We start from the raw sequence: 26,443 nt of genomic DNA on the forward strand, positions 1-26,443 counted from the left end.
GCCATGGTGCCACAGCGCCCGCCCCCGCCGGGGCGGCGCACCCCCACCGACCCGGCGCGGTCGGCCCCGGGCCGGGGGCCGACCGCGCCGCCCGCCACCCGTCCGCGGCGGGCGGGCGCGACCGGCGGGCGGGGCGGGCCCGCCCGGCAGGTGGGCGGGCGGGGGCGGCAGGTGGGCGGGCGGGGGCCGGGAAACGCCGACGGGGCGGTACGTACCCGCCCTACGATGGGTGCACGTTCGCGGCGGGAGGGGGCGGCACGGATGGGGCGTCACCGTTGGAGGCGGTGGACGGGTGCGGCGGCCGTCGCCGCCCTCTCGTTCTCGGCCGCCTGCACCACCGGGTCCTCCTCCGACGGACGCCCGCCCGCCCCCACCGGGCCGTGGGCGCTGCTGTCCGTGCAACCGGCCGTGCTGGAGCCCGAGTTGCAGGCGAAGCTCGACGCGCTGACCGCCGCCGCGCCCGCCCGGGTCCTCGGGGTCGCCGAGGTCACGGGCGGGTGGCTGGTGGCCGCCGTGCGGGGCGACACCTGCTTCGCGGCCACCGTCCCCGCGGGGGCGGACGCCGGGCCCCTCGCCGTCGGCGCGTCCCGGCCCGTCGGCGCGGAGGGGGCGGCGGAGGGGCGGGGCGCCTTCCCCGGCACCCTGCTGCCCGGCCCCTCCACGCAGGCCGCCGGTCCGGCCGGGCCGCCGTTCCGGTACCTCGCGATGGGCTGCTCGGAGCACGCGATGGCGGTGCGGGCGGAGGGGGTGGCGCCGGGGTCCGCGGTGGCGCTGACCGGCGGGGCCGCTCGCGCCTGGGTGGAGGGGAGCGACCTCTACCTGACGGTCGGGCTGCCGCGGGGGTGATCAGGCGGTGGCCACCCGGGCGGTGAGGTCGGGGGTGGCGGTGGCCGCGGCGAGGCGTTCGGCGGCGGCGCGGAGCGCGGCGGCCGGCGGGGGCTGCTCGAAGGGGGTGACGGTGACGGTCGGGCCGTCCTGCTCCCAGGTCCCGGCGATGCGGCCGTCGACGAGGAGCAGCGGGGCGATCCGGCCCGCGGTGCGGCTGACCGCGGTGCGGTGGGCGGCGGGCAGGATCTCGGTGGCCTTGGTGCCGGGGCCCAGCACGTACTGGTCGTAGGGGCCGAGCAGGTGCACGCGCGGGGCGGACGGGGTGGCGGGGGTGGCCGGGCTGGCGGCCAGGTCGTCGAGGTGTTCGGTGAGGGCGAGGGCCGGTGCGCCGTCGACGGTGACGGTGGTGAGGCGGTCGCCGAGGGTGGCGGCGAAGCCCTTGAGGACGCTCTTGCGCAGGCTGTTGCGCGACAGCCAGGCGTCGAACCGGTCGAGCCCGGCGGGGCCGTACGCGCCGAGGTAGGCGGTGAGCAGGCGCGGCCCGGCCTGGTCGACCGGGGGGAGGCCGGGCCAGTCGGGGCTGTGGTGGGCCGGGTGGGTGAAGGCGGCGCGGCCGCCGGGGGCGGGTGCGTGGCAGAGCACGCCCTGCCAGGCGAGGGGTTTCAACAGGGTGCCCCAGCCGGAGGCGAGTTGTTCGGCGAGCGGGGCGAAGCGGGGGTCGGCGGCGAGCTCCGCGGTGAGCTCCTCCCTGGTCAGCACCGCGCCGCTCAGCAACTCGCCGACGGCTTCGACGAGTTGGGCGACCTGGGCGGGGGTGGCGCCGAACTCCCGGACCCAGGCGGGTTTCTCCCAGGTGCGGGCGGAGCCGATCAGGGCGAGCGCGTCGGCGGCGGTGCGCGGGTCGAGCAGGTGCAGGGTGCCGCGCTGGGCCCAGGTGCGCAGCAGGCGGCCCTCGGCGTGGGCGGCGCGCAGGGCGGCGGGGCCGTCGGGCCCGGTGCGCAGGGCGACGGCGAGTTCGGCGGCGGACGGGACCTGCGCCTGCACTCCGGCGAGCCGTTCGACCAGGGCGACGACGGCTGCGGCGGTGGGCGGGCCCTCGACTGGGCCCTCGACTGGGCCGTCGACCGGGCCGTCGACCGGTGCCTGCGCGTCCAGGTGCTGCCTGCGCAGGCGCCACCGCAGCACCTGGTCCGTCGTCAGTTCGACCGTTCCCACCGTCCGACTCCCCCTTCGTGTGGCCTGCTCCGAAGGCTAGCGGTCGGCACCGTCAACGGCCGTTCAGGACGCGGGCTCGGGCGCGGGGACGGGCTGCTCGGGCGGGGCGGGGTGCGGGAGGATCTGGCGGAGCAGTCCGCGCGGGTGGCCGCGACGGCGCCATTCGCGGGGGTAGCCGAGCGAGACCTCCTCGAAGCGGACGCCCTCGTACCAGGTGGTGCGGGGGATGTGCAGGTGGCCGTAGACGACGGCGGCGACGTTGTAGCGGCGGTGCCAGTCGGCGGTGAGGTCGGTGCCGCACCACTGGGCGAAGTCGGGGTGGTGCAGGACGTCGGTGGGGCGGCGGTCGAGCGGCCAGTGGCTCGCCAGGACCAGCGGCAGGGCGGAGTCGTGGGCGGCGAGCGCCTTCTCGGTGGCCTCGACGCGTTCGCGGCACCAGTGTTCGACGGCGGGGTACGGGGCGGGGTCGATCCGGTACTCGTCGGTGCAGACGATGCCGTTGGCGCGGGCGCGGGCGAGCGACTGCCGCTTGTCGGTGACGCCGGGCACCCGCCAGCTGTAGTCGTAGAGGGCGAAGACGGGGGCGACGGCGTACGGGCCGTCGGGCCCCTGCCAGACGGGGTACGGGTCCTCGGGGGTGCTGACGCCGAGGGCGCGGCAGCGCTCGACCAGCAGCCGGTAGCGGGCGGGGGCGGCGAGGTCGGCCTCGTCGTCGGCGGTGCTCCACAGTTCGTGGTTGCCGGGCGTCCAGACGACCTTGGCGAAGCGGTCGGCGAGCAGGCGCAGGGCGGCCTCGACGTCGCGGACGCGTTCGGCGACGTCCCCGGCGACGATCAGCCAGTCGTCGGGGCCGGTGGGGCGCAGGGCCTCCAGGGTGGCCCGGTTCTCGGCGACGCCGACGTGCAGGTCGCTCACCGCGAGCAGGCGTCCGTCCGGCACCGCTCCCCCGTCTCCTCGCGCCGGCCGGTCGTCCGGCCCGCATCGGTTCGCCCCTGCCCGTTCCGGTCGTTCCGGCAGTGGGACGCGCGTTGACACGCTACCGCCGGGGCGGTCGGGTTCGCCAGCAGGAGCCGCTTCTGCCACTCCGTCAACATTCTTGCAAACTCCGGACGTTCAGTTGTCACACCTATGGATGTTCGCTCTACATACGGTCATTCGATATGTGGTTTCAACACTCTGTTGACTGACGGGGCCATGACTATATCTTCACCGCATGCGGCCGACCCGGCCGCCGCCACCGGATTGATGGAGTCGTCATGCCCGCTTCCGGCACCACCCGCTCCCTGCGCCGCGCCGCCACCGCGGCCGCCTCCGCCGCCCTGCTCGTCGGCGCCCTCGGCGTCGCCGCCGCCCCCGCGCAGGCCGCCAAGCCGACCACCCCGCCCGGCTTCCACCCCGAACTGGACTACGCCGGCTCGACCGTCCCCGCCCACGAGGGCCGCGGCAACGCGCGGGCGACCGACCCAGCCGGCACCGCGAGCACCTTCGCCGCACTGGCCGCCACCCAGACCAAGGGCATGGACGTCTCCGGCTACCAGGGCAACGTCGCCTGGAGCACCGCGTACGCCAACGGCGGCCGGTTCGCGTACGTCAAGGCCACCGAGGGCACCAGCTACACCAACCCGTACTTCACCCAGCAGTACAACGGCTCCTACAACGTCGGGATGATCCGCGGCGCCTACCACTTCGCGCTCCCGAACGTCTCCAGCGGCGCCACCCAGGCCGCGTACTTCGTCGCCCACGGCGGCGGCTGGTCCAAGGACGGCAAGACCCTGCCGCCCGCCCTCGACATCGAGTACAACCCGTACGGCGCGACCTGCTACGGCCTGAGCCAGGCCGGGATGGTCAGCTGGATCCGCGACTTCTCCAACACGGTGCACACCAAGACCGGCCGCTACCCGGTGATCTACACCACCACCAACTGGTGGAGCACCTGCACCGGCAACAACAGCTCCTTCGCCGGCACCAACCCGCTCTGGATAGCCCGCTACTCCACCGCGGTCGGCACCCTCCCGGCCGGCTGGTCGTACCAGACCATCTGGCAGTACTCCGACTCCGGCACCCTGCCCGGCGACCAGGACTACTTCAACGGCGCCCTCGACCGCGTCCAGGCCCTCGCCAACGGCTGACCCGCCTTCCGCCCCGACGCACCACCAGCCCGCCCGCGGCCGGAACACGCCCCGCACCGGCCGCGGGCGGGCTCAACTCCGTCGCAGCACCAGCAGGTCCATCCAGCTGACGGCGGGCTCGTCCGGCCGCCGCGCGGCCGCGCGGCGCAGCCGGGCCAGGCCGGCCTGCCAGGCCTCGTCGCTCAGCGCCCGCAGCTTGCCGTCCGCGGCGCGGCGCAGGCCGGCGGCGTACGCGGCCAGGGTCGGGGCGGAGCGCTGCGGGAGCGGGCGCAGGGCGGTCCGGGTGAACCCGGCCGCGGCGAAGACCTCGGTGACGTGCTCCACGCCCGGGTAGGCGTCGATCCCGGCGGCGGTCTCGGGGAAGTACCGCACCCGCAGGTCGCGTTCGCACCGGCCGGGGAAGGCGTTGCGGATCAGCACCGGGGCGCCGGGGCGCAGCACCCGGTGCAACTCCCGTGCGGCGGCGGTGAGATCGGTGAGGTGGTGCAGGACGGAGCCGAGCCAGGCGGCGTCCGCGCTCGCGTCCGCGACGGGGAGCTGCTCGGCCCGCCCGTCGAGCACCGTGACGCCCTCCCCCACCGGGATCAACTCCCGCATGGCGGGCGCCGGTTCGACGGCCAGCACGTGCACGCCGTACCAGTCGCGGAAGGCGGTGGCGAAGGCCCCGGTGCCCGCGCCGACGTCGAGCAGGGTGCTGCCGGGGCGCGGTGCGGCGTACTCGGCGATCGCCTCCCGCCAGGCGGTCAGGCCCTCGCGGGGGAGTTCGCGGGCCGCCCGGTAGTCGGCGGCGGTGCGGGCGTCGTACACGGCGGGCGTCCTCGGGTCGGTGGGGGCGGGAACGGGGTTCAGACGGTGGTCGGCAGCACCGACTCCCAGGTGTCGACGGCGAACTGGAGCTCCATGCCGTTCTTGAGGTACAGCTCCATCGCGCCGGTGGCGTTCTCGGTGTCGACGCCCAGACCCGCGCCGGTCAGGCCGCGGGCGGCGTGCGCGGCGAAGAAGTGCCGCAGCAGGTACCCGCCGAGGCCGCGGCCGCGGGCGGCGGGCAGCACGCCGATGTTGGACGCCCACGCGGTGCCGGGCGGCCGGACGCCGGTGCGCAGCACGGCGACGTCGCCGTGGCCGTCGAGCGCGGCGACCCACACCAGGGACCAGTCGACCGTCTCGCCGCCGATGTCCTGCAGCCACTGCCGGTACGTACGGGGCTTGAAGTCGTAGTGCGCGGCGAAGGTCTGCTGGATCAGCCGGTGCGCGACCTGCCGGTCGGCCTCCTCGGCGCAGTCGCGCAGCCGCACGCCCGCCGGGGGCTCGGGCAGCGGGTCGGTGGCCGGGGAGATCGCGCGGTGCAGGGAGTGGTGGCGGCGGACCAGCCGCCAGCCGCGGGCGCGGAGCGCGTCGGTGTCGGTGGTGGGCGTGCTGTTGAGCAGCAGGTGCAGCACGGCCCGTTCGGCGCCGTTGCCGCGGGCGAGTTCGGCGGCGCGGGCCTCCATCAGGTCGAACAGGTGCAGGCCGCCCGCGAGTTGGTCGGGCAGCAGGTACTGGTCGAGGTCGATCCGCTCGCCGCCGGAGCGGTCGCGCACCAGCCCGTAGCCGACCAACTGCCCGTCGGCGTCGTGCAGGAGCCAGCTGTCGGCGGCCAAGTCCACTTCGGGGTGGGCGAGTTCCTGCTCGACCTCGGCGAGGTCGGTGCCCGCCTCGCCGGTCTCGATCTCGTCCACCCGGTTCAGCAGCGCGCAGACCGCCGCCGCGTCCGCGACCGTGGCGGGTCGCACCGTCATTCCGTCCGGCAGTGCCATGTCGTGTTCCTCTCCTCGTGCTTCCTGGTGCGACGTCGCCCGTCGCCCGTCCGGCAAACCCGGCCTTTCTACCCGTCCGCGCCCGGTCCCCCCAACCGGTTTTCGCCGCCGTCCGGCCCGGTGCCGCGGTTGCCTCCCCCGCACCGACCGCCTCCGCTACATTCCTGACCGTGGATCAGTTGACCGCCGAGGACCCCTCGCACATCGGCCCCTACCGCCTGATCGCCCGGCTGGGCGCCGGAGGCATGGGGCTGGTCTACCTCGGCCGCTCCGAGGCGGGCCGCACCGTCGCGGTGAAGGTCGTCCAGGCCGAGTACGCCGAACAGGCCGAGTTCCGCAGGCGGTTCGCCCGCGAGGTGGACGCGGCCCGGCGGGTGGGCGGGAGTTGGACGGCGGGCGTCCTGGACGCGGACACCGGGGCCGACGTGCCCTGGGTGGCCACCCAGTACGTGCCGGGGCCGAGTCTGACCGCGGTCGTCGCCCGGGACTTCGGCCCGCTGCCCGAACGCTCGGTGCGGATCCTCGCCGACCGGCTGGCCCTCGCCCTGCGGGCCGTGCACGGGGCGGGCCTGATCCACCGCGACCTCAAGCCGTCCAACGTGCTGGTGACGGTGGACGGGCCGCGGGTCATCGACTTCGGCATCGTCCGGGCCATGGACGGCCTGGTCGGCGACAGCCTGCACACCCGCACCGGCATGCTGATCGGCTCTCCCGGCTTCATGTCCCCGGAGCAGGTCCGGGGCCTCGAACTCACCCCCGCCAGCGACGTGTTCTGCCTCGGGGCGGTCCTGGTGTACGCCGCCACCGGGCGGCTGCTGTTCGGCGCCGCGGACTCCAACCTGAACGCCCACCTCTTCCGGGTCGCCGAGGAGGAGCCGGACCTGACCGGCGTCCCGGCCTCCCTGGAGGGCCTGGTGCGCGCCTGCCTGGACAAGGACCCGGCGCGGCGGCCCACCCCGGCGCAGATCTCCGCCGCGATCGGCGGGAGCGGGGACGGGAGCGGGCGCGGGGACGGGAGCGGGGACGGGAGCGGGAGCGGGAGGGACGACGGGGGCGTCTGGCTGCCCGGCGAGATCCTGGCCCAACTCGGGCGCCACGCCGCCCAGTTGCTGGACTACGTGCCGGAGCCCCGGAGCGCGCCGCCCACACCGACGCCCGCGCCGCCCGCGCCCGCACCCGCGCCGCCCGCACCCGGCTACACCCCGACGGAACGCGCCCACGTCCCCGCGCCCACCGCCGCCCCGGTGCCCGGCCGCCGCGGGGGTCGGGTGGCGCTCGGGCTGGCGCAGGTGGCCGTGCTGCTCGGGCTGGTGCAGGGGGTCTGGGGTCCGGACGCCTCCTACCGTTGGGGCCCGGGGCTGTCCTGGAGCGCGGTGGCCTTCGCCGCGCTGCTGCTGCCCGGCGGCCACCTGGCGGACGTCAGGGGGCGCCGGGGCACCCTGGCCCTCGGGCTGACCGGGTTCGCGGTGGCCTGCCTGCTCGGCGTGTTCGGCGAGGCGCTCGACCTGACCGATCCGGTGCGGCACGCCGCCGCCGTCCTGCAGGGCGGCTGCGGCGCGCTCGCGCTGACCGCCTCGCTGGCCGTCACCGCCACCGGCCCGCGCGCCCCTCGGGAGCGGACCGGAACCTTCGGGAGGTACGCCGCGGTCTGCGTCGGCGCCGCGGTGGCCGGACTGCTCGCCCTCCGGCTGCTGTCCTCGGACGTCCTCCTGCTCGCCTGCTCGGTCGCCGCGCTGGCCGCGCTGGCCGGCGTCCGCACCCTGCCGTCGGACCCCCCGCCGCGCGGCCGCCTCTCCCTGCCGGGCGCGCTGCTCGGCGCCTTCGGCCCCGGGCTGCTGCTGGTCGGCACCGGCTGGCCGTGGCCGAACTTCTGGGTGGTCGGGCCGTCCGCCGCCGGACTCGTCCTGCTCGGGCTCTTCTGGTGGCAGCAGCGCCGTGACCCGGGCCGACTGCTCCCACCGGACGTCGTCACCGGCGGCGACCGGATCGGCGGTCTGCTGGTCGCGGTGCTCACGGGCGCGGGCTTCCTGTGCCTGCTGCCGCCGCTGACCGACATGGTGGAGGACGCGGCCGACGGCGCCGTCCTCGCCACCTGCGTGCCGATGCTGCTGCTGGCCGCCGGGGCCGCCGTCGGCGCCGCCTCGGCCCGCGCCCGCCTGCGGCGCCCGGCGGCCTCGCCCCGCGCCCTGGCCGTGACGGGCCTGCTGACCACCGTGGCGGGCGTGGCGGGGGGCATCCTCGCCTTGGCGAGCGGGCAGACGGACACCTTCCTGCCGATCGGCACGGCCGTCGCGGGCCTGGGCTCCGGCCTGGCCCTGGTGCCGGTGTACTGCTGCGCGACCGCCACCACCGACACCCACCGGGCGGGCGGGGCCGCGGGCGCCGTGCTCGCCGCCCAGCTCGCCGGGCAGGCCCTCGGCACCTCGGTGCTGTACGCCACCGCCGACACCCCGCCCTGGTGGGCGGCCGCCTGCCTGCTGCTCGCCGCCCTGCTGGCCCGCACCTCCCTCCCGGGCCGCACCCCGACCCCGCCCCCGCACGACGACCTGGCGGTCCCCACCCCGCGCCCCTGACCCCACCGACCGCCCTGCCCCTGCCCCTGCCCCGTCCCGGTCCCGGTCCCGGGCGATCACCCTCTGGGCCGCTCCAGCAGGGCGCGTCGCCGTCCGAGCGGAAAACCCGTCGACGCCGCGTCAGGGGTGCGACAGACTGCCCGCGATGACCGAGCGAACCGACACGCCGCCCTCCTGGGACGAGCGCACCCAGCTGACCACCTTCCTCGACTACGCCCGGGCCACCGCCCGCGCCAAGTGCGAGGGCCTCTCCGCGGAGGACGCCCGCCGTTCCCCGCTGCCCGCCTCGCCCCTGATGACGCCCTGCGGCCTGATCAGCCACCTGCGCTGGGTCGAGCACTACTGGCTGGACGTGGTCTTCCTCGGCCGCGAGGAGCAGGGCCCCCTCGTCCACGCCACCGAGGACGACCCCGACCCGGAGATGCGCACCGCGGTCGACGTCCCGCTGCCCCAGCTGCTGGCCGAGTACGAGGAGCAGTGCGCCCGCTTCCGGGAGTTGGTCGCCGCGCACGAGCTGGACACCCCGGCGAAGCAGTCGATCCGCGGCGGCCTCCACCCCGACCTGCGCTGGATCCTGCTCCACCTGATCGAGGAGACCTCCCGCCACAACGGCCACCTCGACGTCGTGCGCGAACTCCTCGACGGCCGCACCGGCAGCTGAGCCCCGCGGGGCGAGTGCGCCACGACAACTCGACGGCAGGGGGAAGCGTGCGGTCCGAGGAACACGCGGAGTGGGAGCGGGACTTCCCGGTCCGGTACCTCCTGGTGCGGGAGGACGTCCACGAGGAGGAGGACGTGCTGTGGGGGCGGTGCGCGGAGGCCGAGGGCCTGTTCGCGGACCCGCCCCCGCTGCCGCGGGAGGTCCTGACGCTCCGCGGCTGCCCGCGCGAGAGCCTGCTGGTCCGGCGCGTGACGGACAGCGCCGGACCGGTGCGGCTGCTGGGGGACGGCATGCTCTCGATCGAACCCGTGGATCCGTCGAACGACGGGCCGCACCGCCTCTGGGACTTGGAGGACACGACCGTCCTGGCCCAGTGGCCCACGCCGGGCGATCCCGGGCGCGTGGACGTCGTCGTGGGGACCGGCGTCAGGGAGGACAGCTCCGGGGGCGGCAGGCGGCTGCCTTCGAGCCCGCGGTTCGACCTGTGGTTCCCCCCGATCCACGGGGCCGGCCCGTCGGAGGGTTGCCGTTCCATTGACGGCCTGCTCACTCCGCGCCCGCAGCAACCCACCCCGCCCGTGCACCTGATCGGCTGCGAACCCGCCGCACCGTTTCTGGCCCTGCTGCGCCGTCCCCTTCCGCAGAAGGGCGACCCGATCACGCTCCGGCGCCTCGACCGCCACGGCCGGACGATGACCGGGTACCGCCTCGACCTGCACATGGTCGAGGCCCGCCCGTCCGTTCTCGGCGGAACCCTGATCGACGTCACCATCACAGACCCCGGCGACGACCGCCCCGCCCTGGCCGCCCGCCCCGTCTGGGAAACCTGGTCCGACGGTATCCCCACCCTGCCCAACCAGTGGGCACAGTTCGACGCCGAGGGCCGGTCCGAGTGGCTGAACCTCACCCACCTCGGCCCGTGGGGGCCGGACGGCCTCTCCGGCGGGACGTACCACCTGGACGGGCAGCACGCCACCGACCGGGCCGGCCTGCTCCTGGCGCTCGGCGAAGCCCTGCTCGGCCCCGGCGCCAACTACGGCACAAACCTGGACGCGGTGCACGACTGCCTGTGCGGCGGGCCCGCCGTCGTCCCCCCGTTCACCCTCGTGTGGCACCACGCCGACACCGCCCGCCAGGCCCTCGCCGGACACGTCCTGCACCACCTCGGCGGCCTGTCCTACTTCGAGGCGACCGTGAACATCCTGCGCGAGAAGGGCGTCACCGTCGTGCTCCGCTGAAGGCCGCCTCCACGGTCGCACCTGAGGCCGCAGCGTGACGTCAGACCTCCACCAGGCCGGGCCGAGCACCCCGCTGCGGCGGCCGGACTGACGGGGAGCGTCATTCCGACCGTGCCGTATTCCCCGGTGGCCGCCTACGCCGACCGGTGTCGGAGGCGGACGCTACGGTGCTCCGCCATGGACGCTGACGATCTTGAGCGCCGGTACCTTACCGGATCCGGTTGGATCCCGTTGGAGCTGGTGGAGCGGCTGCTGGAGCGCGGGCACGGCGCGGTGGTGGCGGAGCAGGCCGGGCGGGGTGAGTGGTTCTGCGCCAGGGCGTGGGCCCGGGTGCTGGCGGGGGACGGCAGGCTGGAGGAGGCGTTGGGGGTGCTGGCGCCGTACGCCGCGACGACGTGGTGGACGGCCGTCGTGGAGGTGGCCGGGCTGCTGGAGGACGCGGGCCGCACCGAGGAGGCGATCGAGACCGTCCGGGCCCGGATGGCCCTGGGCCACCCGCACGCGCTGGAGCACTACGCCCGGCTGCTCGCCCGACACGGCCGCGCCTCGGAGGCGTTCGACCTGCTGCTGCCGCACGCCGACGAACGCGGGCGCATCAACGCCTTGGTCGAGGCCGCCCTCGCGGCCGGCCGCGAGGAGGAGGCCGCCGAGCTGCTCGCCGCCCGGATCGCCGAGCACCGGTGCACCGACTTCCCCTGGTGCTGCCGCGGCTTCGACACCGACACCGCCCGCGGACTGCTCGCCGTCATCCGCGAACGGCAGGGCCGCGTCGACGAGGCCACCGCCCTGCTCCGGCAGCAACGCACCGTCCAGGTCAACGGTCGCGACCGGCTGGCGGACCTGCTGGCCCGGCACGGCCGCATCGACGAGCTGCGCGCCTACGCGGCCGACGAGCACTTCGGGTCCGCCACGCAGTGCCTGGCCGAGGTGCTGGAGGCGCGCGGCGACGTGGACGGCGCGGCGGCGCTCTACCGGCACCCGGGCAATCCGGAGCACTGGCGGGAGAACCACGCCGTGCTGCTGGCGCGGCTGCTGGCCCGCCACGGGCGCGCCGGTGAGGCGGTCGAGGAGCTGCGGGCGTACACGGAGGCGCCCGGCAACGGGGAGGACTGGGTCGTCGCGGAGCTGTGCACCCTGTACGCCGATCAGGGCCGGGCCCTCGACGGCCTGGCGTACCTGGATGCCATGAGGGAGCGCCACCGCGGCCAGGAGGAGGGGTGGGAGTTCTTCGAGTCGAGGCTCGCGCTCATGGCCGCCTGCGGCCGGATCGACGAAGTGGCCGACCTCGCCCGGGCCCGTCCCGAAGGCAGCACGGGGTACGCGATCTGCTCGGTCGCCGACCTGCTCGCCGCATCCGGCCGCGCCGAAGAAGCCCTCGCGCTCCTCGGACCGCCCCCCGCCCACCGGCAGGCACGCGCCGAGTACCTCATCGAGCTCGACCGCGTCGGGGAAGCCGTGGTCGTCCTCCAGCACACCGCTCCCCCGCCCCCACCGACCCCGACGCCGGACCTGTGGGCCGACACATCTCCGCTCTGACTCCGACTGTTCAGCGGGCGCGGGTGACGGTGAGCTGCTCATGGGGACAGCCCTCGCCTCGGCGAGCCGGTGCAGCGATAGCCGACCGCGGGCGGCAGCCACTCCGCGATGTCCTTGTCCGCCTTCGACCGGTTCGACTTCGCGGACACCGCGATCAGCGCCCGCGGTTCGTCCAGGTCGTTGGCGTATGCCTGCCGCTCGGCTGCGGTCCATTCCGCGCAGCCCACCTGCCCGCCCGGGCGGCGGAGAACCGCCCCCGCACGGCCTCCGGCACCGTGCAGTCGATCCACTCGCCCCACATGTGCGGCCCGCCTCCCCGTCGTTGCGCTCACGAACCGTTGTGCCCGATGATCGGCCACGGGCCGGGTCTCACGTCCATCGGCCCGCGGGCGCGGACGCCCGGGACGATCGGCGTACGACCCGGCACGCCGCCGGGACCGGCACGGATTCGACGGAGGGGCAGTGGGGTTGACCGAGCGGGACGCCGAACTGGCCGCCCGGCTGGACGCGTTCGGCGCGCTGCTGGCCGAGGCGGGGCGCCGCGGCGCCGACCAGGACGCCTACGAGCGGGTCGAGGCCGCCCGGTTGGCGCTGGGCGCGGCGCTGGCGGCGGACCGGGCGGCGACCGCGCGGCTGGCCGGACGGGTGCTGCGGCTGCTGGTGCTGGAGCGGCCGTGGACCGCCCAGCTGATGGGCCCGCTGGTCGGCGCGATCGGCCACCGGGCCACCCTGGCGCGCCTCACCGAGCTGGTGCAGCACGGTAGTTGGCAGCAGCGCGGGAATGCCGCCGCGGCCGCCTACCACCTGCGCTTCCACCGCGACCCGGCCCCGCTGGCCGCCCTGGCCGCGGACCACCGCGACGGCCGGCTCACCCTCGACCAGGCCCGGGCGCGCTACCCGGAGGCGCTGCGGCTCGCCCACCTGCCCGCCGAGCCGTACGCCGACCTGTGGCCGCGGTTCTGGCTGGCCGCCGCCGCGTGCTTCACCGCCTGCCCGGACCGGGAGGTCCGCGACCTGCTCGCCCGCGCCTTCCCGCTGGAGCACCCCGACCACCTGCCGGAGGCCGCCCCGCTGCTGGCCGGGGCCCGCCGGATCGCCGAACGGGAGCCCGCCGCCGACGGCCACCGCCGCCTGCTGGCGGGGTCGACGGGCTACGGCGCCGCGCTCTGATCCGACAGGTCCGACAGGTCCGACCGGGCAGCCCTAGGCGCGGACCTGGACGAGGGCGTGGCGGCCGTCGGTGCGCCAGCCGGGGCCCTCGGCGTCGAGGCGGGCGAGGGTGTCCGGGGTGACGCCCGCCAGGACGTCCGACTTGAGGGTGCGCAGGGCGGCGACGGGGGTGGGGAAGTGGGCGGTGAGGGCGGCGAAGGGGGTGGTGGCGGGCCAGTGGCGGTCCTCCAGCAGGCGGCGGTAGTTGAGGTCGCCCTTGAGGACCGTCAGGGTGGCGCCGGAGAGTTCGGCGCGCAGGTCGGCGGGCATCGCGGCGTAGGGCAGCGGGGCGCAGAAGAACGGGTGGGTGCGGACGGTCAGCGTGCCGTCGGCGGTGGCCCGCCACAGTCGTTCACCGGTCGCGGCGGCGGCCCGGCCGGGGGCGGCGCGCAGGCGGGTGAGGGTGGCGAGGGCGTCGGCGGTGGTGGCGTCGGAGACGTAGTACGGCTGGGGTTTGACGTACAGGGCGACGTGTCCGGCGAGGCCGGAGGCGAGCAGGTGGTCGGCCAGCACCAGGTCGGGGAGGAGTTCCCGTCCGGCGTTGTCCGCGACCAGGTTGACCCGGCCGCCCGGGGTGCGTTCGAGGGCGGCCCAGAGCCGGGCGCCGTCGTCGGCGACCAGGTCGGGCGCCCGGCCGCCGCCCTGCGCGGTGAGCCGGAAGCTGAGGTCGGCGCGGTTGCCCCACAGGGCGGCGGACAGCAGGGCGGGCCGCGGGTCGGGGGGCAGGGCGTCCAGGGCGGCGAGTTCGGCGTCCACGGCCGGGCCGGTGAGTTCGGCGGCCTTGAACGGCGCGAACGGGTCGACGCCCCGCCAGGCGCCGTCGGGGCGGAAGTAGCCGGTGGCCTCCAGCAGCAGCCGGTAGAACCAGCTCTCCGCCCACAGGAACGGCGCCTCGTCCCACGGCCGTCCCCACAGCCCCTCGCCCCAGGCCCGCCACTGCGCGGCGTCGGGGGCGTCCGGGCCGAGGGGTTCCAGCGGGCCGCCGCCGGTGCTGCGGGCGAGCAGTTCCTCCAGGGCCGCCCGCTGCCGCGGGCCGTAGGGCAGTGCGTCCAGCACCTGCCGGACCAGGACGGGGTGGCGCTCGTGGAAGACGGCGCGGGGGAAGGAGCCGGGGGCGTCGATGCGGATCACGGGCGCGTCGGGGGGCGTCGGCACGGGCACGTCGGGGCTCGGTTCTCTGGCGGGCGGACGGCGGTCGCCCCGATGCTTTCACGCGGACCGGCCGCTGGCGGGGATCGGGCCGGGCGGGCGTCACAATGGCCGCATGAGAGTGATCTTCACGGTGGCCGGGGCCGCCCTGCTGCTGGTCACGGCGGCCAGCATCCTGCGGACGCTGGTGGTGCCGCGCGGGCTGTACTCGGCGCTGGTGATCCGGCTGTGGTCGGTGCTGCGCCGGGTGGTGCGGACGGTCGCGGCGCCGTTCGGCGGCTACCGGGCGATCGACCGGGCGCAGACCTGGCTGGCGCCGCTGATCCTGCTGGGGATGCTGGGCTGCTGGCTGCTGTCGACGCTGCTCGCGTACACGCTGCTGCTGCGCGGGACGTCCGAGCTGGGGTGGCGGGTGGCGTTCCGGGAGGCCGGGTCGAGCCTGTTCACGCTGGGTTTCGCCAGCGGCGACCGGCTGCACCTGTCGGTGATCGACTTCCTGGCGGCGGCCAACGGCCCGCTGATCATCGCCCTGCTGATCGCCTACCTGCCGACGCTCTACGGGGCGTACAACCGGCGGGAGTTGGAGGTGACGCTGCTGCAGTCGCGGGCGGGCGAACCGGCCTGGGGGCCGGAACTGCTGGCCCGGCAGGCGCTGGTGCGCACCGAGAGCGAACTGCCGGAGCTGTACCGGGACTGGGAGCGACTGGCGGCCGACCTGGGCGAGGGGCACTCCAACTACCCGGTGCTGATCTCGTTCCGCTCCCCGCAGCCGTACCGCAGCTGGGTGGTGGGCCTGATCGCGGTGATGGACGCGGCCGCGATGCAGTTGGCGCTGAACCCGCGCTCGGCCCCGCCGGAGGCCCGGCTGCTGCTGCGCGCCGGGTTCACCGCGCTGCGCGACATCGCGACGGCGCTGCGCATCCCGTTCGAGCCGGACCCGGACCCGGACGGGCCGATCCGGCTGACCTTCGAGGAGTTCTACGCGGCGGCGGAGCTGGTCACCTCGGCGGGCATGGGCCTGGAGCGGACGGTCACCGAGGCCTGGCCGCACTTCCGGGGCTGGCGGGTCAACTACGAGGCGGTCGCCTACGAGTTGGCCCGCCGGGCGGACGCCGTCCCGGCCCTGTGGACCGGCCCGCGCGACTTCCCGGCGACCCCGATCCCGCCGCGCCGCCCGGCCGACCGGCGGCCCGTCGGCCCCTGACGGGCCGACCCGCCGCGGGTCGGCCCGCCCTCGGCGGTCCTACCTCCCGCCGCGCAGCAGCTGCTCCTCGGCGGCGGCGAGCACCTCGACCACCTGCCGTCCGAAGGCGATGTCGCAGGCGTGCGGGGTGCCGGTGCGCGCGGCGGCGAGCAGGGCGTCGATCGCGCGGGCGAAGGCGTCGGTGGCCTCGGTGTCGCGTTCGGGGAGGGTGGTGACGCCGGAGGCGCCGCGCAGTTCGAGGGCCGCGCCGTTCGCGGAGGCGGCGGGCGGGGCGGTCAGGGCGAGGGTGACGGTGCTGGAGGCGCCGTCGCGGTGGCGCAGCACCAGGTGGGCGGTGTCGGCGGGGCCGGGGGCGGCGGTGAGCTGCTCGACCTCGCCGAGGACGGGCAGCAGGACGGAGAGGGCGTGCGGGCCGACGTCCCACAGCGCGCCCTTCTGCTGGCGCCAGGGGGAGGCGGCGAACGGGCTGTCGGTGGTGAAGATCGAGCCGATCCAGTGGCAGTGGGCGGTGAACCAGCCGCCGGTGGCGGCCTGTTCGGTGATCCAGGCTTCCTGGGTGGGGCCGAAGCGGGTGGTGAAGAAGACCACCGAGGCGACGCCGGAGGCGGCGGCCGCGTCCTCCACGGCGCAGGCGGCGTCGACGGTCGCGGCGACCGGCTTGTCCAGCAGCAGGTGCTTGCCCGCCCGGGCGGCCTGGGCCGCGTACTCGGCCTGCACGTCCGGCGGGAGGGCGACGGCGACCGCGTCCACGTCGGCCAGCAGGGCCTCGACCGTCGGGTAGGCGGGGACGCCGTGGACGGCCGCGAGTTCGGCGGCGGCCTCGGGGCGGCGCCCCCAGAGACCGGCGAAGGTGACGTCGGGGTGGGCGGCCAGGGCGGGGGCGTGCACGAAGCCCGCCCAGGGGCCGGTGCCGAGGAGTCCGATGCGCATGCCGCCCAGTCTTCCACCTCGGCACCGGCCGCCGGGAGCACGGGGCCCCGGGGCGGCGGGCCTACTCCTCCAGGACCCTGATCAGGGTGAACCCGTCGTGGCCGCGACCGCCGACGGTCTGCACGGTGGTGGCGTCCAGCCGCTTCTCGTCCGCGATCAGCTCGTGCATCCGCCGCACGCCGAGCACGGCCGGGTCGGTGCTGTCGGCGTCGGCGAGCCGGCCCTCGCGCACCACGTTGTCGACCACGATCACCGCGCCGGGGCTGGCCAGCGCGAGGGCGGCCTCGACGTACTGCGGGATGGCGGCCTTGTCGGCGTCGACGAAGAAGAAGTCGTACGGTTCGGTGCCCTGCGCGATCAGTTCCGCCAGGGTGTCCAGGGCCGGGCCGAGGCGGACCTCGACGCGGTCGGCGAGACCGGCCCGCTCCAGGTTGGCGGTGGCGACGGCGGCGTGCGCCGGGTCGAGCTCCAGGGTGGTCAGGCTGCCGCCGTCGGGCAGCGCGCGGGCCAGCCAGATGGTGCTGTAGCCGGCCAGCGTGCCGATCTCCAGGATCCGCCGGGCGCCGCGGATCCGGGCCAGCAGGTGCAGCAGCTTGCCCTGGTTGGCGGCGACCGCGATCGGCGGCAGCCCGGCCTCGTCGGCGGCCTCCAGCGCGGCGTCCAGGGCCTCGTCCGGGCCGATCAGCAGCGCCTCGGCGTACTCGTCCACCGCGGCCCACAGCTGCGGGTCGTTCTGCATGGTGCTCCCCACTTCGCGATCACTTCGGACCCGCCGAACCTACCCGCCCGCACCCCGGGACACGCCGGGGCCGCCGGAACCCGGTGGGTTCGCGGCGGCCTCGGCGGGGCGGCGCGGGACGGACGGCGGCGCGGGCTCAGTCGGTGCTCTCCGCGAAGGTCTCGGCGAGCGGCTCGCCGCTCTTGCCGCCGGACTGCTCGGGGTGCTCGGCCCGGGACTTCCTGGCCTTCCGCTTGAGCCACAGCGCCGAGCCCGCGCCGAACAGCACGGCCGCGCCCAGTCCGATGTACGAGGCGCCCTGCAGGTACTTCTCGGCGACCTTGCCGACCTGGTAGACCAGCAGCGTGGTGCCGCCCGCCCAGACCACGCCGCCCAGCACGTTGGCGATCAGGAACTTCCAGTACGGCATCCGCAGGGTGCCCGCCAGCGGGCCCGCGAAGATCCGCAGCAGCGCGACGAAGCGGCCGAAGAAGACGGCCCACATGCCCCAGCGCTGGAACTGCCGCTCGGCGGTGGCCAGGTGGTCGGGCCCGAAGTGCTTGGGGAACTTCCGGCCGAGTTTCTCGAACAGCGGCCTGCCGCCCTTGTGCCCGATCGCGTAGCCGATCGAGTCGCCGATGATCGCGCCCGCGATCGCGCAGAGCGCCACGCCCCACGGGCTGACCGTGCCCTTGGCGGCCAGCAGCGCGGCGGTGACCAGGGCGATCTCGCCGGGCAGCGGGATGCCCAGGCTCTCCAGCCCGATGATCAGGCCGATGATGACGTACACCAGGGTCGGCGGGACGTCATTGATCCATTGGTCGACGTGCAAGGCGGAGTACCTCCGTCTGGGCAGGACAAGGCCGTCGACACGTCGTACGGCGCACAGGAAAATTTCGGCAAAGAACCAGCCGGGCCAGCCTATCCGCTGCTGCCGCCCCGGCGGACCCCCTCCCCCGGGCCCGCCGACGGCCGGTCGGCGTCCCCTCGTACACCGGATCCAACTCCCGGCGCCGGTGCGTTCGTTCCCCGCCCCGGGGTGAGATTCCCCGCACCCGCGGGCCCTGTCGGCCCGCCCCCTGACCGGCCCATACTCCGTCTCCTGGCATCCGACGGAGGGGAAGTGCGCATGGGTGACGCGGCGGCAGCGGCGGCCGGTACGTGGCGGCTCGGCGACCTGGAGGTGAACCGGCTCGGCTACGGCGCGATGCGGCTGACCGGCAACGGTATGCACGGCAACTCCGACGGCCCGCCGATCGACCGGGCGGCCGCCGTCCGGCTGCTGCACGAGGCGTTCGAACAGGGCGTCGACCACGTCGACACCGCCTCGTTCTACTTCTCGCCGCTGCGCTCCGCCAACGAGCTGATCAACCGGGCGCTGTCGGGCTGGCGCGGCCACCGGGTCACCGTGGTGACCAAGGTCGGGCCCGGCCGCACCCCCGACGGGGCGTGGTGCACCATGGCCCGGCCCGAACGGTTGCGCGCCCAGGTCGAGGAGAACCTGCGCCAGCTGGGCACCGACCACCTGGACGTGGTGAACCTGCGCCGCAACGGGCCGGACGTGGAGTCCGTCGCCGAGCACTTCGGCGCCCTCGCCGAGCTGCGGCGGGCCGGGCTGATCCGGCACCTGGGCCTGTCCAACGTCCGCCCCGAGCACGTCCACCAGGCCCGGGAGATCGCCCCCGTGGTGTGCGTGCAGAACTCCTACGGGCTGGACCGCCGCCTGGCCGACGAGAACGGGCTGCTGGAACTGTGCGGCGAGCTCGGCATCGCCTTCGTCCCGTTCTTCGCCATCTCCGGCACGGCCCGGGAGGCCGCCCCCGCCGCCGAGCGGGACGCCCGGGTCCGGGCCGTCGCCGACGCGCACGGCGCGACGCCCGCCCAGGTCCGGCTGGCCTGGACGCTGCACCGCGGCCCGCACGTGCTGGCCATCCCCGGCACCAGGAACCCCGCGCACCTGCGTCAGAACCTCGCCGCCGCGGCCCTGCGCCTGACCGCCGCCGAGCTCGCCCTGCTGGACGCCCCGGCCGGGTAGGACCGGCCGCTCCCCCGCCCGGTAGCGGCGGCTACTCCTGCGCCACCCACCCCGGCAGCCCCTCGCGGCGCTCGCGCCAGGCCGCCGGGACGGCGGTCAGGCCGGTGCGGGCGGCGACCACGCCGCCGGTGATCGCGCAGGTGGTGTCGACGTCGCCGAGGCCCTCGGCGGTGGTCCACAGCGCGTCGGTGAGGCTGTCGAGGTGGTGGGCGGCGGACCAGAGCGCGAACGGCACGGTGTCGGAGGCTCGGACCCGCTGCCCGTTGCCGAGCAGGTCGGCGGCCCGCCACGGCTCCGTGCCGGGGGACAGCTCGGCGGCGGCCCGGACGCCTTCGCGGACCGCCCCGGCGGGGGTGCGGGCGGCGACCTCGCGCAGCAGTGGCGCCCCGGCCGGGGCGCCGCCGTCCGTCCGGCCGCGGGCGGCGAGCGCGGCGGCCAGGCCCTCTCGTTCGGATCTTGTCGGATCAGCGCGCGTCGTTGGGCGCCCGGCTGGGAGTGCCGGCGGAACGCCCTCGTACTGGGTGTACTTGGGTGTTTCGCCGGTGCTTCCAGGCGGGATGCCCGGCGGCGGGCGCCCGGCAAGATCCGGACGAGAGGGTCTGAGGGCGACGGCGACCGCCCCGGCGACGCCCTCGGGGTGGGCGTGGGTGACCTCGGCGGAGTAGGCGGCCTGTTCGGCGGTCTCGTCGAGGTCGTCGGCGAACCAGGCGCCGAGCGGGGCGACCCGCATCGCGGCGCCGTTGCCGAGGCTGCCCTGCCCGTCGAACAGCGTCGCCGCCTCGCTCTCCCAGCGCTGCGGCTGCTCGGCGAGGACGGGCAGCAGCCGCTTCATGCCGTGGCCGTAGCCGCGGCCCGGGTCGGCCAGGAAGGTGGCGCCGAACATCGCGGCGAGCTGGGTGCGGTTGACGCCGTCCTGGTCGAGCAGCGCCCGGTACACGCACAGCGCCATCGCGGTGTCGTCCGTCCAGTGCCAGGGCGCCTCGGCGGGGGTGCGTCGGGCCCGGATCTGCTCGAACGCCTCGGCGGGCGTCCGGAACAGCCCGAACCAGCGCTCCCCGAAGGCGTCCCCGAGGGCCAGGCCCTCCAGGGCGTCGCGGGCGGCCTGCCGGGCGGTGGCGGTGGGGATGGTCATGCCGCGCATCCTGTCAGCACCGCCCGGCGGGGGTCGTCGGATTTCCGGAACCCGGTCAGGCCCCGGTGGGACCGCTCCTGGTCGCCGGGGCGAGGGCGCCGACCGGGAGCCGCGGGCACCGACGCCGCGCTACCGCCCGGCCGTTCCAGCCGTTCCGGCGGGTTCGGCCGTTCCGGCGGGCTCGACGCAGAAGACGGCCGCCCGGACCTGTTCGGCGGTCGGCGTGCCGGTGAGGCCGTGCACCCGGACGGTGGTGCGCTCGCCGGGCAGCAGGGTGGTCAGGCCGCGGTCGGCGGCGGCGGCCGGGTCGATCCGGTCGGCCTGCAGCAGCAGGTCGCGGACGAGGGTGCGGGCGGTGACGGCCACCTCGAGGGCGCCGTCCCCGGCCGTCGCGACGGCCAGGTCGAACTCCGGCCGCGGGTAGGCGAAGTCCTTGTCGGGGACGGGGAAGTGCACGGCGCGCAGGCCGTCCGCGTCCGCGACCAGGTACTCCTTGTCGGAGCCGTCGGCGGGCAGCAGCCCGTCGGGGACGGGGAGCCGGCGCACGCTCCGGGGGTCGGCGGTGAGCTCGACGGTGGTCTCGGCGCGCACCTGGCCGTCGGCGTCCAGGCGGCGCAGGCGCAGCGCGGTGGTCCAGGCCTCGGCGGACTGGTTGACCAGGGCGATCCGGGGGGCGCCGTCGCGGTCGGCGGGCTGCAGGGTGAGCAGCCGGTCGGCGTACAGGCGGCGCAGTTCGTGGTGGAGCGGCTTGAGCCGCCCGTCGCCGTCGACGGCGGCCCAGGAGGAGACCGGCCAGCAGTCGTTGAGCTGCCAGACGACGGTGCCGGTGCAGTGCGGCCAGTGCGAGCGCCAGTGTTCGATGCCGGTGGCGACCGCGCGGGCCTGGACGAGTTGGGTGAGGTAGTGCCAGCGGTCGAACGCGCCGGGGCCGGTGGGCGGTTCGAAGTGCCGTGCGACGCCGCGGTCGAGCTTGCCGTTGCCGTCCTCGGCCTTCTGGTGGTGCAGCATGCCGGGCGAGTCGGCGGCGAGTTCCTCGGTCGGCAGGGCGCGGCGCAGGGTGGCGTAGGCGGGCGGGGCCTGCCAGCCGAACTCGGCGACGAAGCGGGGGACGCTGGCGCGGTACTCGGCGAAGTCCTGGCGGTTCCAGACCTCCCAGGAGTGGTGGGTGCCGTGGTCGACGTCGTTGGGGTGGTGGTCCCAACTGCCGGACCAGGGGCTGCCGGCCGCGTACGGGCGGGTGGGGTCGAGTTCGGCGACGATCCGGGGCAGCAGGCCGAGGTAGTAGCCCTCGCCCCAGGAGTCGCCCCCCGCGCGGTCGCCCTTGAGCTCCTCCTCCCAGCCCCAGTCGCGGAAGCCCCACAGGTTCTCGTTGTTGCCGTTCCACAGCACCAGCGAGGGGTGCGGCATCAGGCGCACCACGTTGTCGCGGGCCTCGGCCTCGATCTCGCCGCGCAGCGGCTGCTCCTCGGGGTAGGCGGAGCAGGCGAACAGGAAGTCCTGCCAGACCAGCAGGCCGAGTTCGTCGCAGGTCTCGTAGAAGGCCTCCTGCTCGTAGACGCCGCCGCCCCAGACCCGGATCAGGTCGATGTTGGCGTCGGCGGCCTGCTGGAGGCGGTGGCGGTAGCGGGCGGGGGTGACGCGGGTGATCAGGGTGTCGTCGGGGATCCAGTTGGCGCCGCGGACGAACAGCGGCTCGCCGTTGACGACCAGGGTGAAGGGGGTGCCGGTGGCGTCGGGGGTGCGGCGCAGTTCGACGGTGCGGAAGCCGATCCGGCGCTGCCAGGTGTCGAGCGGGCCGTCGCCGCCGGTCCCGGTGTCGGCCAGGGTGAGGGCGAGGTCGTAGCGGGGCTGCTCGCCGTAGCCGCGGGGCCACCACCGGGCGACGTCGGGGGCCTCCAGGGTGAGGACGGCGCGGTCGCCGTCGGTGACGGTCTCGGCGCGGGCCCCGGCCACCGAGGCGCGCAGGGTGAGCGGGCGGCCGGTGCCGGTGGCGGTGCGCTCCAGGGTGACGTGGAGCTTGACCCGGCCGGTGCTGCCGTCGACGGTGACCAGCGGGCGGACCTCGGCGATCCGGGCGGTGGACCAGTGCTCCAGCCGGGCGGGCTTCCAGATGCCCGCGCCGGGCAGGGTGGGGCCCCAGTCCCAGCCGAAGCTGCTGGCCGTCTTGCGGATGTACTGGAACGGCTCGGGGTAGACGTTGGGCCGGTCGCCGACCAGGGCGCGGACGCGTTCGGCCTCGGTGTAGGCGCTGGTGAAGGCGACCCGCAGCTCGCCGTCCAGGCCGGTGGCGTCGAAGCGGTGGCGGCGGTGCATGTTGCGGGTGGAGCCGAGCTCGGTGCCGCCGAGGGTGACGGTGGCTGCGGTGTCGAGGCCGTCGAAGACCAGGTCGGTGCGCTCGTGGCGGCTGCCGTGGGCGGGCAGTTCCAGCGTGTAGGTCCAGTCGCGGCGGCTGACCCAGGCCACCTCCCGCTCGTTGGCGTCCAGGAAGGGGTCGGGGATCAGCCCGGCGTCCAGCAGGTCGGTGTGGACGCAGCCCGGGACGGTGGCGGGCAGCCGGTTCCCTTCGTGGTGCAGGCTCCAGCCCTGGTCGAGCGGGGTGGTGTCCTTCATGCGTGCGGCTCCTTGGTCGTTCGGCCGGACCGGTGGTCGGGTTTGCGGCGCGAGCAGAACCGTAACCCGCCGGAGCGACCCTGTCCATAAACCGGTTACGTGAATGGCTTGATGGGTTTCAGTGCCCGTCAACTCCACTGCTAGCTGCCGGAAAGACCGAAAACGGCACTGCTGCCCCATCAGCCACGGGCGCGCTGGATGGGGCAGCAGGTTTACCGGTTCATCAGACGGACCGGTCGGCTGGGCACGCCCGCCGCCTCGGGCCCGAGTGAACTGACGGTACGTCAGTACATGCCGCAGGGCTGGCCGTTGAGCGTGAAGATGGCCGGAACGCCGTTGGTGCCCACGCTGGAGGTGCCGCTGAAGCCGAAGTTGACGCTGCCGCCGGCCGGGATCACCGTGTTGTACGAGGCCGGGTTGCTCGCCACCACCTGCCTGCCGGTCTGCACCGGCACCGCGTTCCACATGGTGGTGACCTTCTGGTCACCGGGGAACGAGAACGCCACCCGCCAGCCGTTGACCGGCGCGCTGCCGGTGTTCCTCACCGTCACGTCGCCGTTGAAGGTGCTGCCCCAGTCCGACAGTCCGTAGTGCACCGCACAACTCCCGGTCGGCACACTGGCGCTGGCGCTGGCGGACGAGGACGGGCTCGCGGACGCGCTGGCACTCGCGCTCGGGCTCGCGCCGCCCGTCGGCGTCGGGCTCGAAGTCCCGCCGTTCAGGCCCGACTTGGCGCGCATCCGGTCCGAGTGAGCCCGGAACACCGACAGTTCGGGCGCCCCGGCCATCACCCCGAACTTCCCGTCCACGCTGCGGTCCGCGTACCACCAGAACGCGCTGCCGTCGCCGCCCGCGGCCTCGAAGTCGGGGTAGATCTGCCCCCACCAGGCCGAGCGGTCGACGTTGTGGACGTTGAACTCGCCCATGAAGAACGGCTTTCCGACCTTGTCGTGCGAGTCGGCGATCCACGAGCGGATCAGCGCCTTGGTCTGGTCGAGGCTCAGGTTCGCCCAGGACTCGGTCGGGTACGGGTGCGCGGAGGTGTAGTCGAGGTACGGCGACTGCTGCACGTGGACGAAGGGGTTGCCCTCGTCCCCGCCGAAGCCGTAGTTGCTGCCGTGGCCCTCCAGGCCGACGCCCAGCAGGTGCTTGGAGTCGATCGACTTCACGAACGCGCCCATCTCGTCCACCCAGGCGCGCAGCGTCGTCCCGTTGACGTTCTCGGCGGCGCTCTGGCCCTCGTACCGGGGTTCGTTCATCAGGTCCCAGGCGAAGATGGTCGGGTCGTCCTTGTACTTGACGCCGCTGTAGTGGTTGACCCGGTTCAGCGCGTACGAGACGTAGTTCTTGTACGAGGTGAAGCAGCCCGGGCAGCGGGACTTGTCGAAGAACGCGGCCCGGCCGGGCTGGCCGCCGGAGAGGCCCTCCCACTGCAGGCGGGTGTCGATGCCGCCGTACGCCTCCCAGTAGTTCTCGAAGACCGGGACGAGCCGGATGCCGTGCGCCTTGGCGGACTGGACGATGTAGTCGAACTGGGCGAACTCCTGCTCGTCGTAGACGCCCTTGGACTTCTCGAAGCCGTGCCAGTTCTCGTGGCTGAACATCCACAGCCGCACCACGTCGACCTTGTCGGCCCGCAGGTTGGCGAACTGGGCGTCGATCCGGGCCTTGTCCATGAACTGCGTCTCGGTGTCGCCGGACGCCGAGCCGTAGGTGAACAGGTCGTAGGTGTTGGTGCCCGCGAAGTAGTACTCCTTGCCGTCCAGGCAGAAGTGCGTGCCGCAGCGGGTCGCGAACGAGTCCGCCCCGGCCGCCTGTGCGGTGTCGGCCCGGCCGAGGGTCAGCCCGGTCGCGGCGACGGACGCGGCGAGCAGCAGGGCCATCGGCGCCAGGCGCTTGGCGGAGGTGCGGGGGCGGTGGTGCTGGAGTCTCGGGTTCACGCGAGTGCCTTTCGTCCCGGGTGGGGGGGGTGGGGGTGGGAGGTGCTCCTCTTGCGCGGGGCAGGCGTCCAGCGGCCTGCCCGATCGGCTATTAACCGATTAAGGCGTGAAGACCGTACGAGCGGCTCGACATCGTTGTCAACAGCCGGTTAACCGTTCGCTGCCGACCCACTCCCCACGGGAGCGCCGGGCTACAGCGGGCGGGGGCGCGCGTAGTAGCTTGAGGGGGCACAACAGGTCCGCGTCCGGCACCAGAACGGTCGACGGGCGGTCGACGAGCAGTCCTGAAAGGTTCCGTGGAGCAGGTGTCCCAGCAGCAGAGCCCGCCGGCGAAGCGGCCGACCATCGCCGACATCGCCAGGATCGTGGGCGTGTCCAAGGTCTCCGTCTCCAACGCCTTGAACGGTCAACCCGGCGTCTCGGACGCCACCCGCGCGAAGATCGCCGCCGTCGCCGAGGAGCTCGGCTTCGTCCGCAACAGCGCCGCCCGCGCCCTCAGCGGCGCCAAGGCCGCCGCCGTCGGCCTCGCGCTCTGCCGGCCCGCCCGGATGCTCGGCACCGAACCCTTCTTCATGGAACTCATCGGCGGCATCGAGAAGGTCCTCTCCGACGCCTCCTACTCGCTCGCCCTCCAGGTCGTCTCCGACCACGAACGCGGCCTGGAGGCGTACCGCCGCTGGTGGGGCGAGCGCCACATCGACGGCGCGATCCTGGTCGACCTGCGCCGCGACGACGCCCGGGTGCCCGCCCTGGAGGAGATGGGCCTGCCCACCGTGGTGATCGGGCACCCCTCCGGCTCCGGGAGGCTCACGCCCGTCTGGTCCGACGACGCCGCCGCCGTCCGCGAGACCGTGGAGTACCTCGCCGCCCTCGGCCACCGCCGGGTCGGCCGCGTCGCCGGACTCACCGGCCTGGTCCACACCGCCATCCGCGACGAGGCCTTCACCGCCGCCTGCGCCGACCTCGGCCTGGACGCGCCGCCCACCGTCCACACCGACTACACCGGCGAGGAGGGCGCCCGCGCCACCCGCCGCCTGCTGCTCTCCCCCGCCCGCCCCACCGCGATCCTCTACGACAACGACATCACCGCCGTCGCCGGCCTGTCCGTCGCCCAGGAACTCGGCCTCTCCGTCCCCCGGGACCTCTCCCTGGTCGCCTGGGACGACTCCCCCCTCGTCCAGGTCGTCCGCCCCCCGCTCACCGCCCTCACCCGCGACATCCACGCCTACGGCGCCCACGCCGCCCGCACCCTCCTCGACCTCGTCGCGGGCCGCCCCGTCGACGGCTACGAGGACCAGGCCCCCCAGCTCACCCCGCGCGGCTCCACCGCCGCCCCGCCCACCCGCTGACCCGACCCCGCGGACCGGGACGCCCCCCGGCCCGGCGTCGACCGCCCTGAACAGCCGTCACCCGCCGGACCTCGGCGGGCAGCCCGGGGAATCCCTGCGGCGTCGAGCAGTCGGTGCATGAGGGACGGCGGCAGCGTCGGATCGGCCGCCGCCCGGATCGAGGTCTGCGACTCCTCGTCCCCGAGCAGTTC

At 75.2% G+C, this 26,443-nt stretch carries 22 protein-coding genes; 10 read left to right on the forward strand and 12 right to left on the reverse strand.

Going from position 1 to position 26,443, the window contains the following annotated elements; all coding sequences use genetic code 11:
• The first annotated feature begins 261 nt into the window (after nt 1-261).
• A complete protein-coding gene (locus tag ACFY00_RS11535; RefSeq protein WP_388029921.1) occupies nt 262-846 on the forward strand; it encodes a hypothetical protein in 585 nt (194 codons plus the stop codon).
• On the opposite strand, the gene ACFY00_RS11540 is transcribed toward ACFY00_RS11535, so the two are convergent.
• Complete coding sequence (locus tag ACFY00_RS11540; RefSeq protein ID WP_388029923.1) at nt 847-2,043, reverse strand: DNA glycosylase AlkZ-like family protein; 1,197 nt, start codon at nt 2,041-2,043, stop codon at nt 847-849.
• Nucleotides 2,044-2,106: 63 nt separating this feature from the next.
• On the reverse strand, nt 2,107-2,982 hold the full coding sequence (locus tag ACFY00_RS11545; RefSeq protein ID WP_388029926.1) for a metallophosphoesterase family protein: 876 nt from the start codon (nt 2,980-2,982) through the stop codon (nt 2,107-2,109).
• Between the two features lie 317 nt (nt 2,983-3,299).
• Between ACFY00_RS11545 and ACFY00_RS11550 the strand changes: the two genes are divergently transcribed.
• The gene (locus ACFY00_RS11550) at nt 3,300-4,172 is read left to right on the forward strand and encodes a lysozyme (protein ID WP_388029929.1); all 873 of its coding nucleotides are present in this window, start codon (nt 3,300-3,302) and stop codon (nt 4,170-4,172) included.
• 72 nt (nt 4,173-4,244) lie between these two features.
• On the opposite strand, the gene ACFY00_RS11555 is transcribed toward ACFY00_RS11550, so the two are convergent.
• Both ACFY00_RS11555 and ACFY00_RS11560 read right to left on the reverse strand, forming a co-directional pair.
• Nucleotides 4,245-4,979: a class I SAM-dependent methyltransferase gene (locus tag ACFY00_RS11555; protein ID WP_388029931.1), complete on the reverse strand. Its 735-nt coding sequence runs from the start codon at nt 4,977-4,979 to the stop codon at nt 4,245-4,247.
• A 38-nt stretch (nt 4,980-5,017) separates the two neighbouring features.
• Entirely contained in the window at nt 5,018-5,968 is a 951-nt protein-coding gene (locus ACFY00_RS11560; protein ID WP_388029934.1) for a GNAT family N-acetyltransferase, read from the reverse strand.
• Between the two features lie 170 nt (nt 5,969-6,138).
• On the opposite strand from ACFY00_RS11560, the gene ACFY00_RS11565 reads away from it, so the two are divergent.
• The 4 genes from ACFY00_RS11565 to ACFY00_RS11580 all read left to right on the forward strand — a co-directional run bounded on the left by ACFY00_RS11565 (nt 6,139) and on the right by ACFY00_RS11580 (nt 11,976).
• On the forward strand, nt 6,139-8,541 hold the full coding sequence (locus ACFY00_RS11565) for a bifunctional serine/threonine protein kinase/MFS transporter (protein ID WP_388029936.1): 2,403 nt from the start codon (nt 6,139-6,141) through the stop codon (nt 8,539-8,541).
• A gap of 145 nt (nt 8,542-8,686) precedes the next feature.
• Nucleotides 8,687-9,202 carry a DinB family protein gene (locus tag ACFY00_RS11570; protein WP_388029939.1) on the forward strand — a complete coding sequence of 172 codons (516 nt, stop codon included), beginning with the start codon at nt 8,687-8,689 and terminating at the stop codon, nt 9,200-9,202.
• Between the two features lie 47 nt (nt 9,203-9,249).
• Nucleotides 9,250-10,440 carry a barstar family protein gene (locus tag ACFY00_RS11575; protein WP_388029940.1) on the forward strand — a complete coding sequence of 397 codons (1,191 nt, stop codon included), beginning with the start codon at nt 9,250-9,252 and terminating at the stop codon, nt 10,438-10,440.
• Nucleotides 10,441-10,617: 177 nt separating this feature from the next.
• Nucleotides 10,618-11,976 carry a hypothetical protein gene (locus tag ACFY00_RS11580; protein ID WP_388029941.1) on the forward strand — a complete coding sequence of 453 codons (1,359 nt, stop codon included), beginning with the start codon at nt 10,618-10,620 and terminating at the stop codon, nt 11,974-11,976.
• A 38-nt stretch (nt 11,977-12,014) separates the two neighbouring features.
• On the opposite strand, the gene ACFY00_RS11585 is transcribed toward ACFY00_RS11580, so the two are convergent.
• Nucleotides 12,015-12,203 (reverse strand): hypothetical protein, encoded by a 189-nt coding sequence (locus ACFY00_RS11585; protein ID WP_388029943.1) that lies wholly within the window; start codon nt 12,201-12,203, stop codon nt 12,015-12,017.
• Nucleotides 12,204-12,444: 241 nt separating this feature from the next.
• Here ACFY00_RS11585 and ACFY00_RS11590 point away from each other — a divergent pair, with 241 nt between their 5' ends.
• The gene (locus ACFY00_RS11590; protein ID WP_388029945.1) at nt 12,445-13,146 is read left to right on the forward strand and encodes a hypothetical protein; all 702 of its coding nucleotides are present in this window, start codon (nt 12,445-12,447) and stop codon (nt 13,144-13,146) included.
• A 33-nt stretch (nt 13,147-13,179) separates the two neighbouring features.
• Here the strand turns inward: ACFY00_RS11590 and ACFY00_RS11595 are convergent, their stop codons facing one another.
• The gene (locus ACFY00_RS11595) at nt 13,180-14,340 is read right to left on the reverse strand and encodes a damage-control phosphatase ARMT1 family protein (RefSeq protein WP_388029947.1); all 1,161 of its coding nucleotides are present in this window, start codon (nt 14,338-14,340) and stop codon (nt 13,180-13,182) included.
• Nucleotides 14,341-14,449: 109 nt separating this feature from the next.
• On the opposite strand from ACFY00_RS11595, the gene ACFY00_RS11600 reads away from it, so the two are divergent.
• Entirely contained in the window at nt 14,450-15,538 is a 1,089-nt protein-coding gene (locus tag ACFY00_RS11600) for a hypothetical protein (RefSeq protein WP_388029949.1), read from the forward strand.
• A gap of 39 nt (nt 15,539-15,577) precedes the next feature.
• Here the strand turns inward: ACFY00_RS11600 and ACFY00_RS11605 are convergent, their stop codons facing one another.
• From ACFY00_RS11605 to ACFY00_RS11615, 3 genes are all read right to left on the reverse strand, one after another.
• On the reverse strand, nt 15,578-16,468 hold the full coding sequence (locus tag ACFY00_RS11605) for a Gfo/Idh/MocA family protein (protein WP_388029951.1): 891 nt from the start codon (nt 16,466-16,468) through the stop codon (nt 15,578-15,580).
• 61 nt (nt 16,469-16,529) lie between these two features.
• Complete coding sequence (locus tag ACFY00_RS11610) at nt 16,530-17,207, reverse strand: O-methyltransferase (protein ID WP_388029953.1); 678 nt, start codon at nt 17,205-17,207, stop codon at nt 16,530-16,532.
• 136 nt (nt 17,208-17,343) lie between these two features.
• On the reverse strand, nt 17,344-18,018 hold the full coding sequence (locus tag ACFY00_RS11615) for a DedA family protein (protein WP_388029954.1): 675 nt from the start codon (nt 18,016-18,018) through the stop codon (nt 17,344-17,346).
• A gap of 297 nt (nt 18,019-18,315) precedes the next feature.
• Here ACFY00_RS11615 and ACFY00_RS11620 point away from each other — a divergent pair, with 297 nt between their 5' ends.
• Nucleotides 18,316-19,221 carry an aldo/keto reductase gene (locus ACFY00_RS11620; protein WP_388030226.1) on the forward strand — a complete coding sequence of 302 codons (906 nt, stop codon included), beginning with the start codon at nt 18,316-18,318 and terminating at the stop codon, nt 19,219-19,221.
• Nucleotides 19,222-19,252: 31 nt separating this feature from the next.
• Here the strand turns inward: ACFY00_RS11620 and ACFY00_RS11625 are convergent, their stop codons facing one another.
• The 3 genes from ACFY00_RS11625 to ACFY00_RS11635 all read right to left on the reverse strand — a co-directional run bounded on the left by ACFY00_RS11625 (nt 19,253) and on the right by ACFY00_RS11635 (nt 24,903).
• Complete coding sequence (locus ACFY00_RS11625) at nt 19,253-20,362, reverse strand: ADP-ribosylglycohydrolase family protein (RefSeq protein ID WP_388029956.1); 1,110 nt, start codon at nt 20,360-20,362, stop codon at nt 19,253-19,255.
• 120 nt (nt 20,363-20,482) lie between these two features.
• Nucleotides 20,483-22,963 (reverse strand): glycoside hydrolase family 2 protein, encoded by a 2,481-nt coding sequence (locus ACFY00_RS11630; RefSeq protein WP_388029958.1) that lies wholly within the window; start codon nt 22,961-22,963, stop codon nt 20,483-20,485.
• 284 nt (nt 22,964-23,247) lie between these two features.
• Nucleotides 23,248-24,903: a cellulose binding domain-containing protein gene (locus tag ACFY00_RS11635; RefSeq protein WP_388029961.1), complete on the reverse strand. Its 1,656-nt coding sequence runs from the start codon at nt 24,901-24,903 to the stop codon at nt 23,248-23,250.
• A gap of 296 nt (nt 24,904-25,199) precedes the next feature.
• Between ACFY00_RS11635 and ACFY00_RS11640 the strand changes: the two genes are divergently transcribed.
• The gene (locus ACFY00_RS11640) at nt 25,200-26,252 is read left to right on the forward strand and encodes a LacI family DNA-binding transcriptional regulator (protein ID WP_388029964.1); all 1,053 of its coding nucleotides are present in this window, start codon (nt 25,200-25,202) and stop codon (nt 26,250-26,252) included.
• Nucleotides 26,253-26,443: the final 191 nt, after the last annotated feature.

The organism is Kitasatospora sp. NPDC001540, assembly GCF_042894345.1.
Classification (GTDB): domain Bacteria; phylum Actinomycetota; class Actinomycetes; order Streptomycetales; family Streptomycetaceae; genus Kitasatospora; species Kitasatospora phosalacinea_C.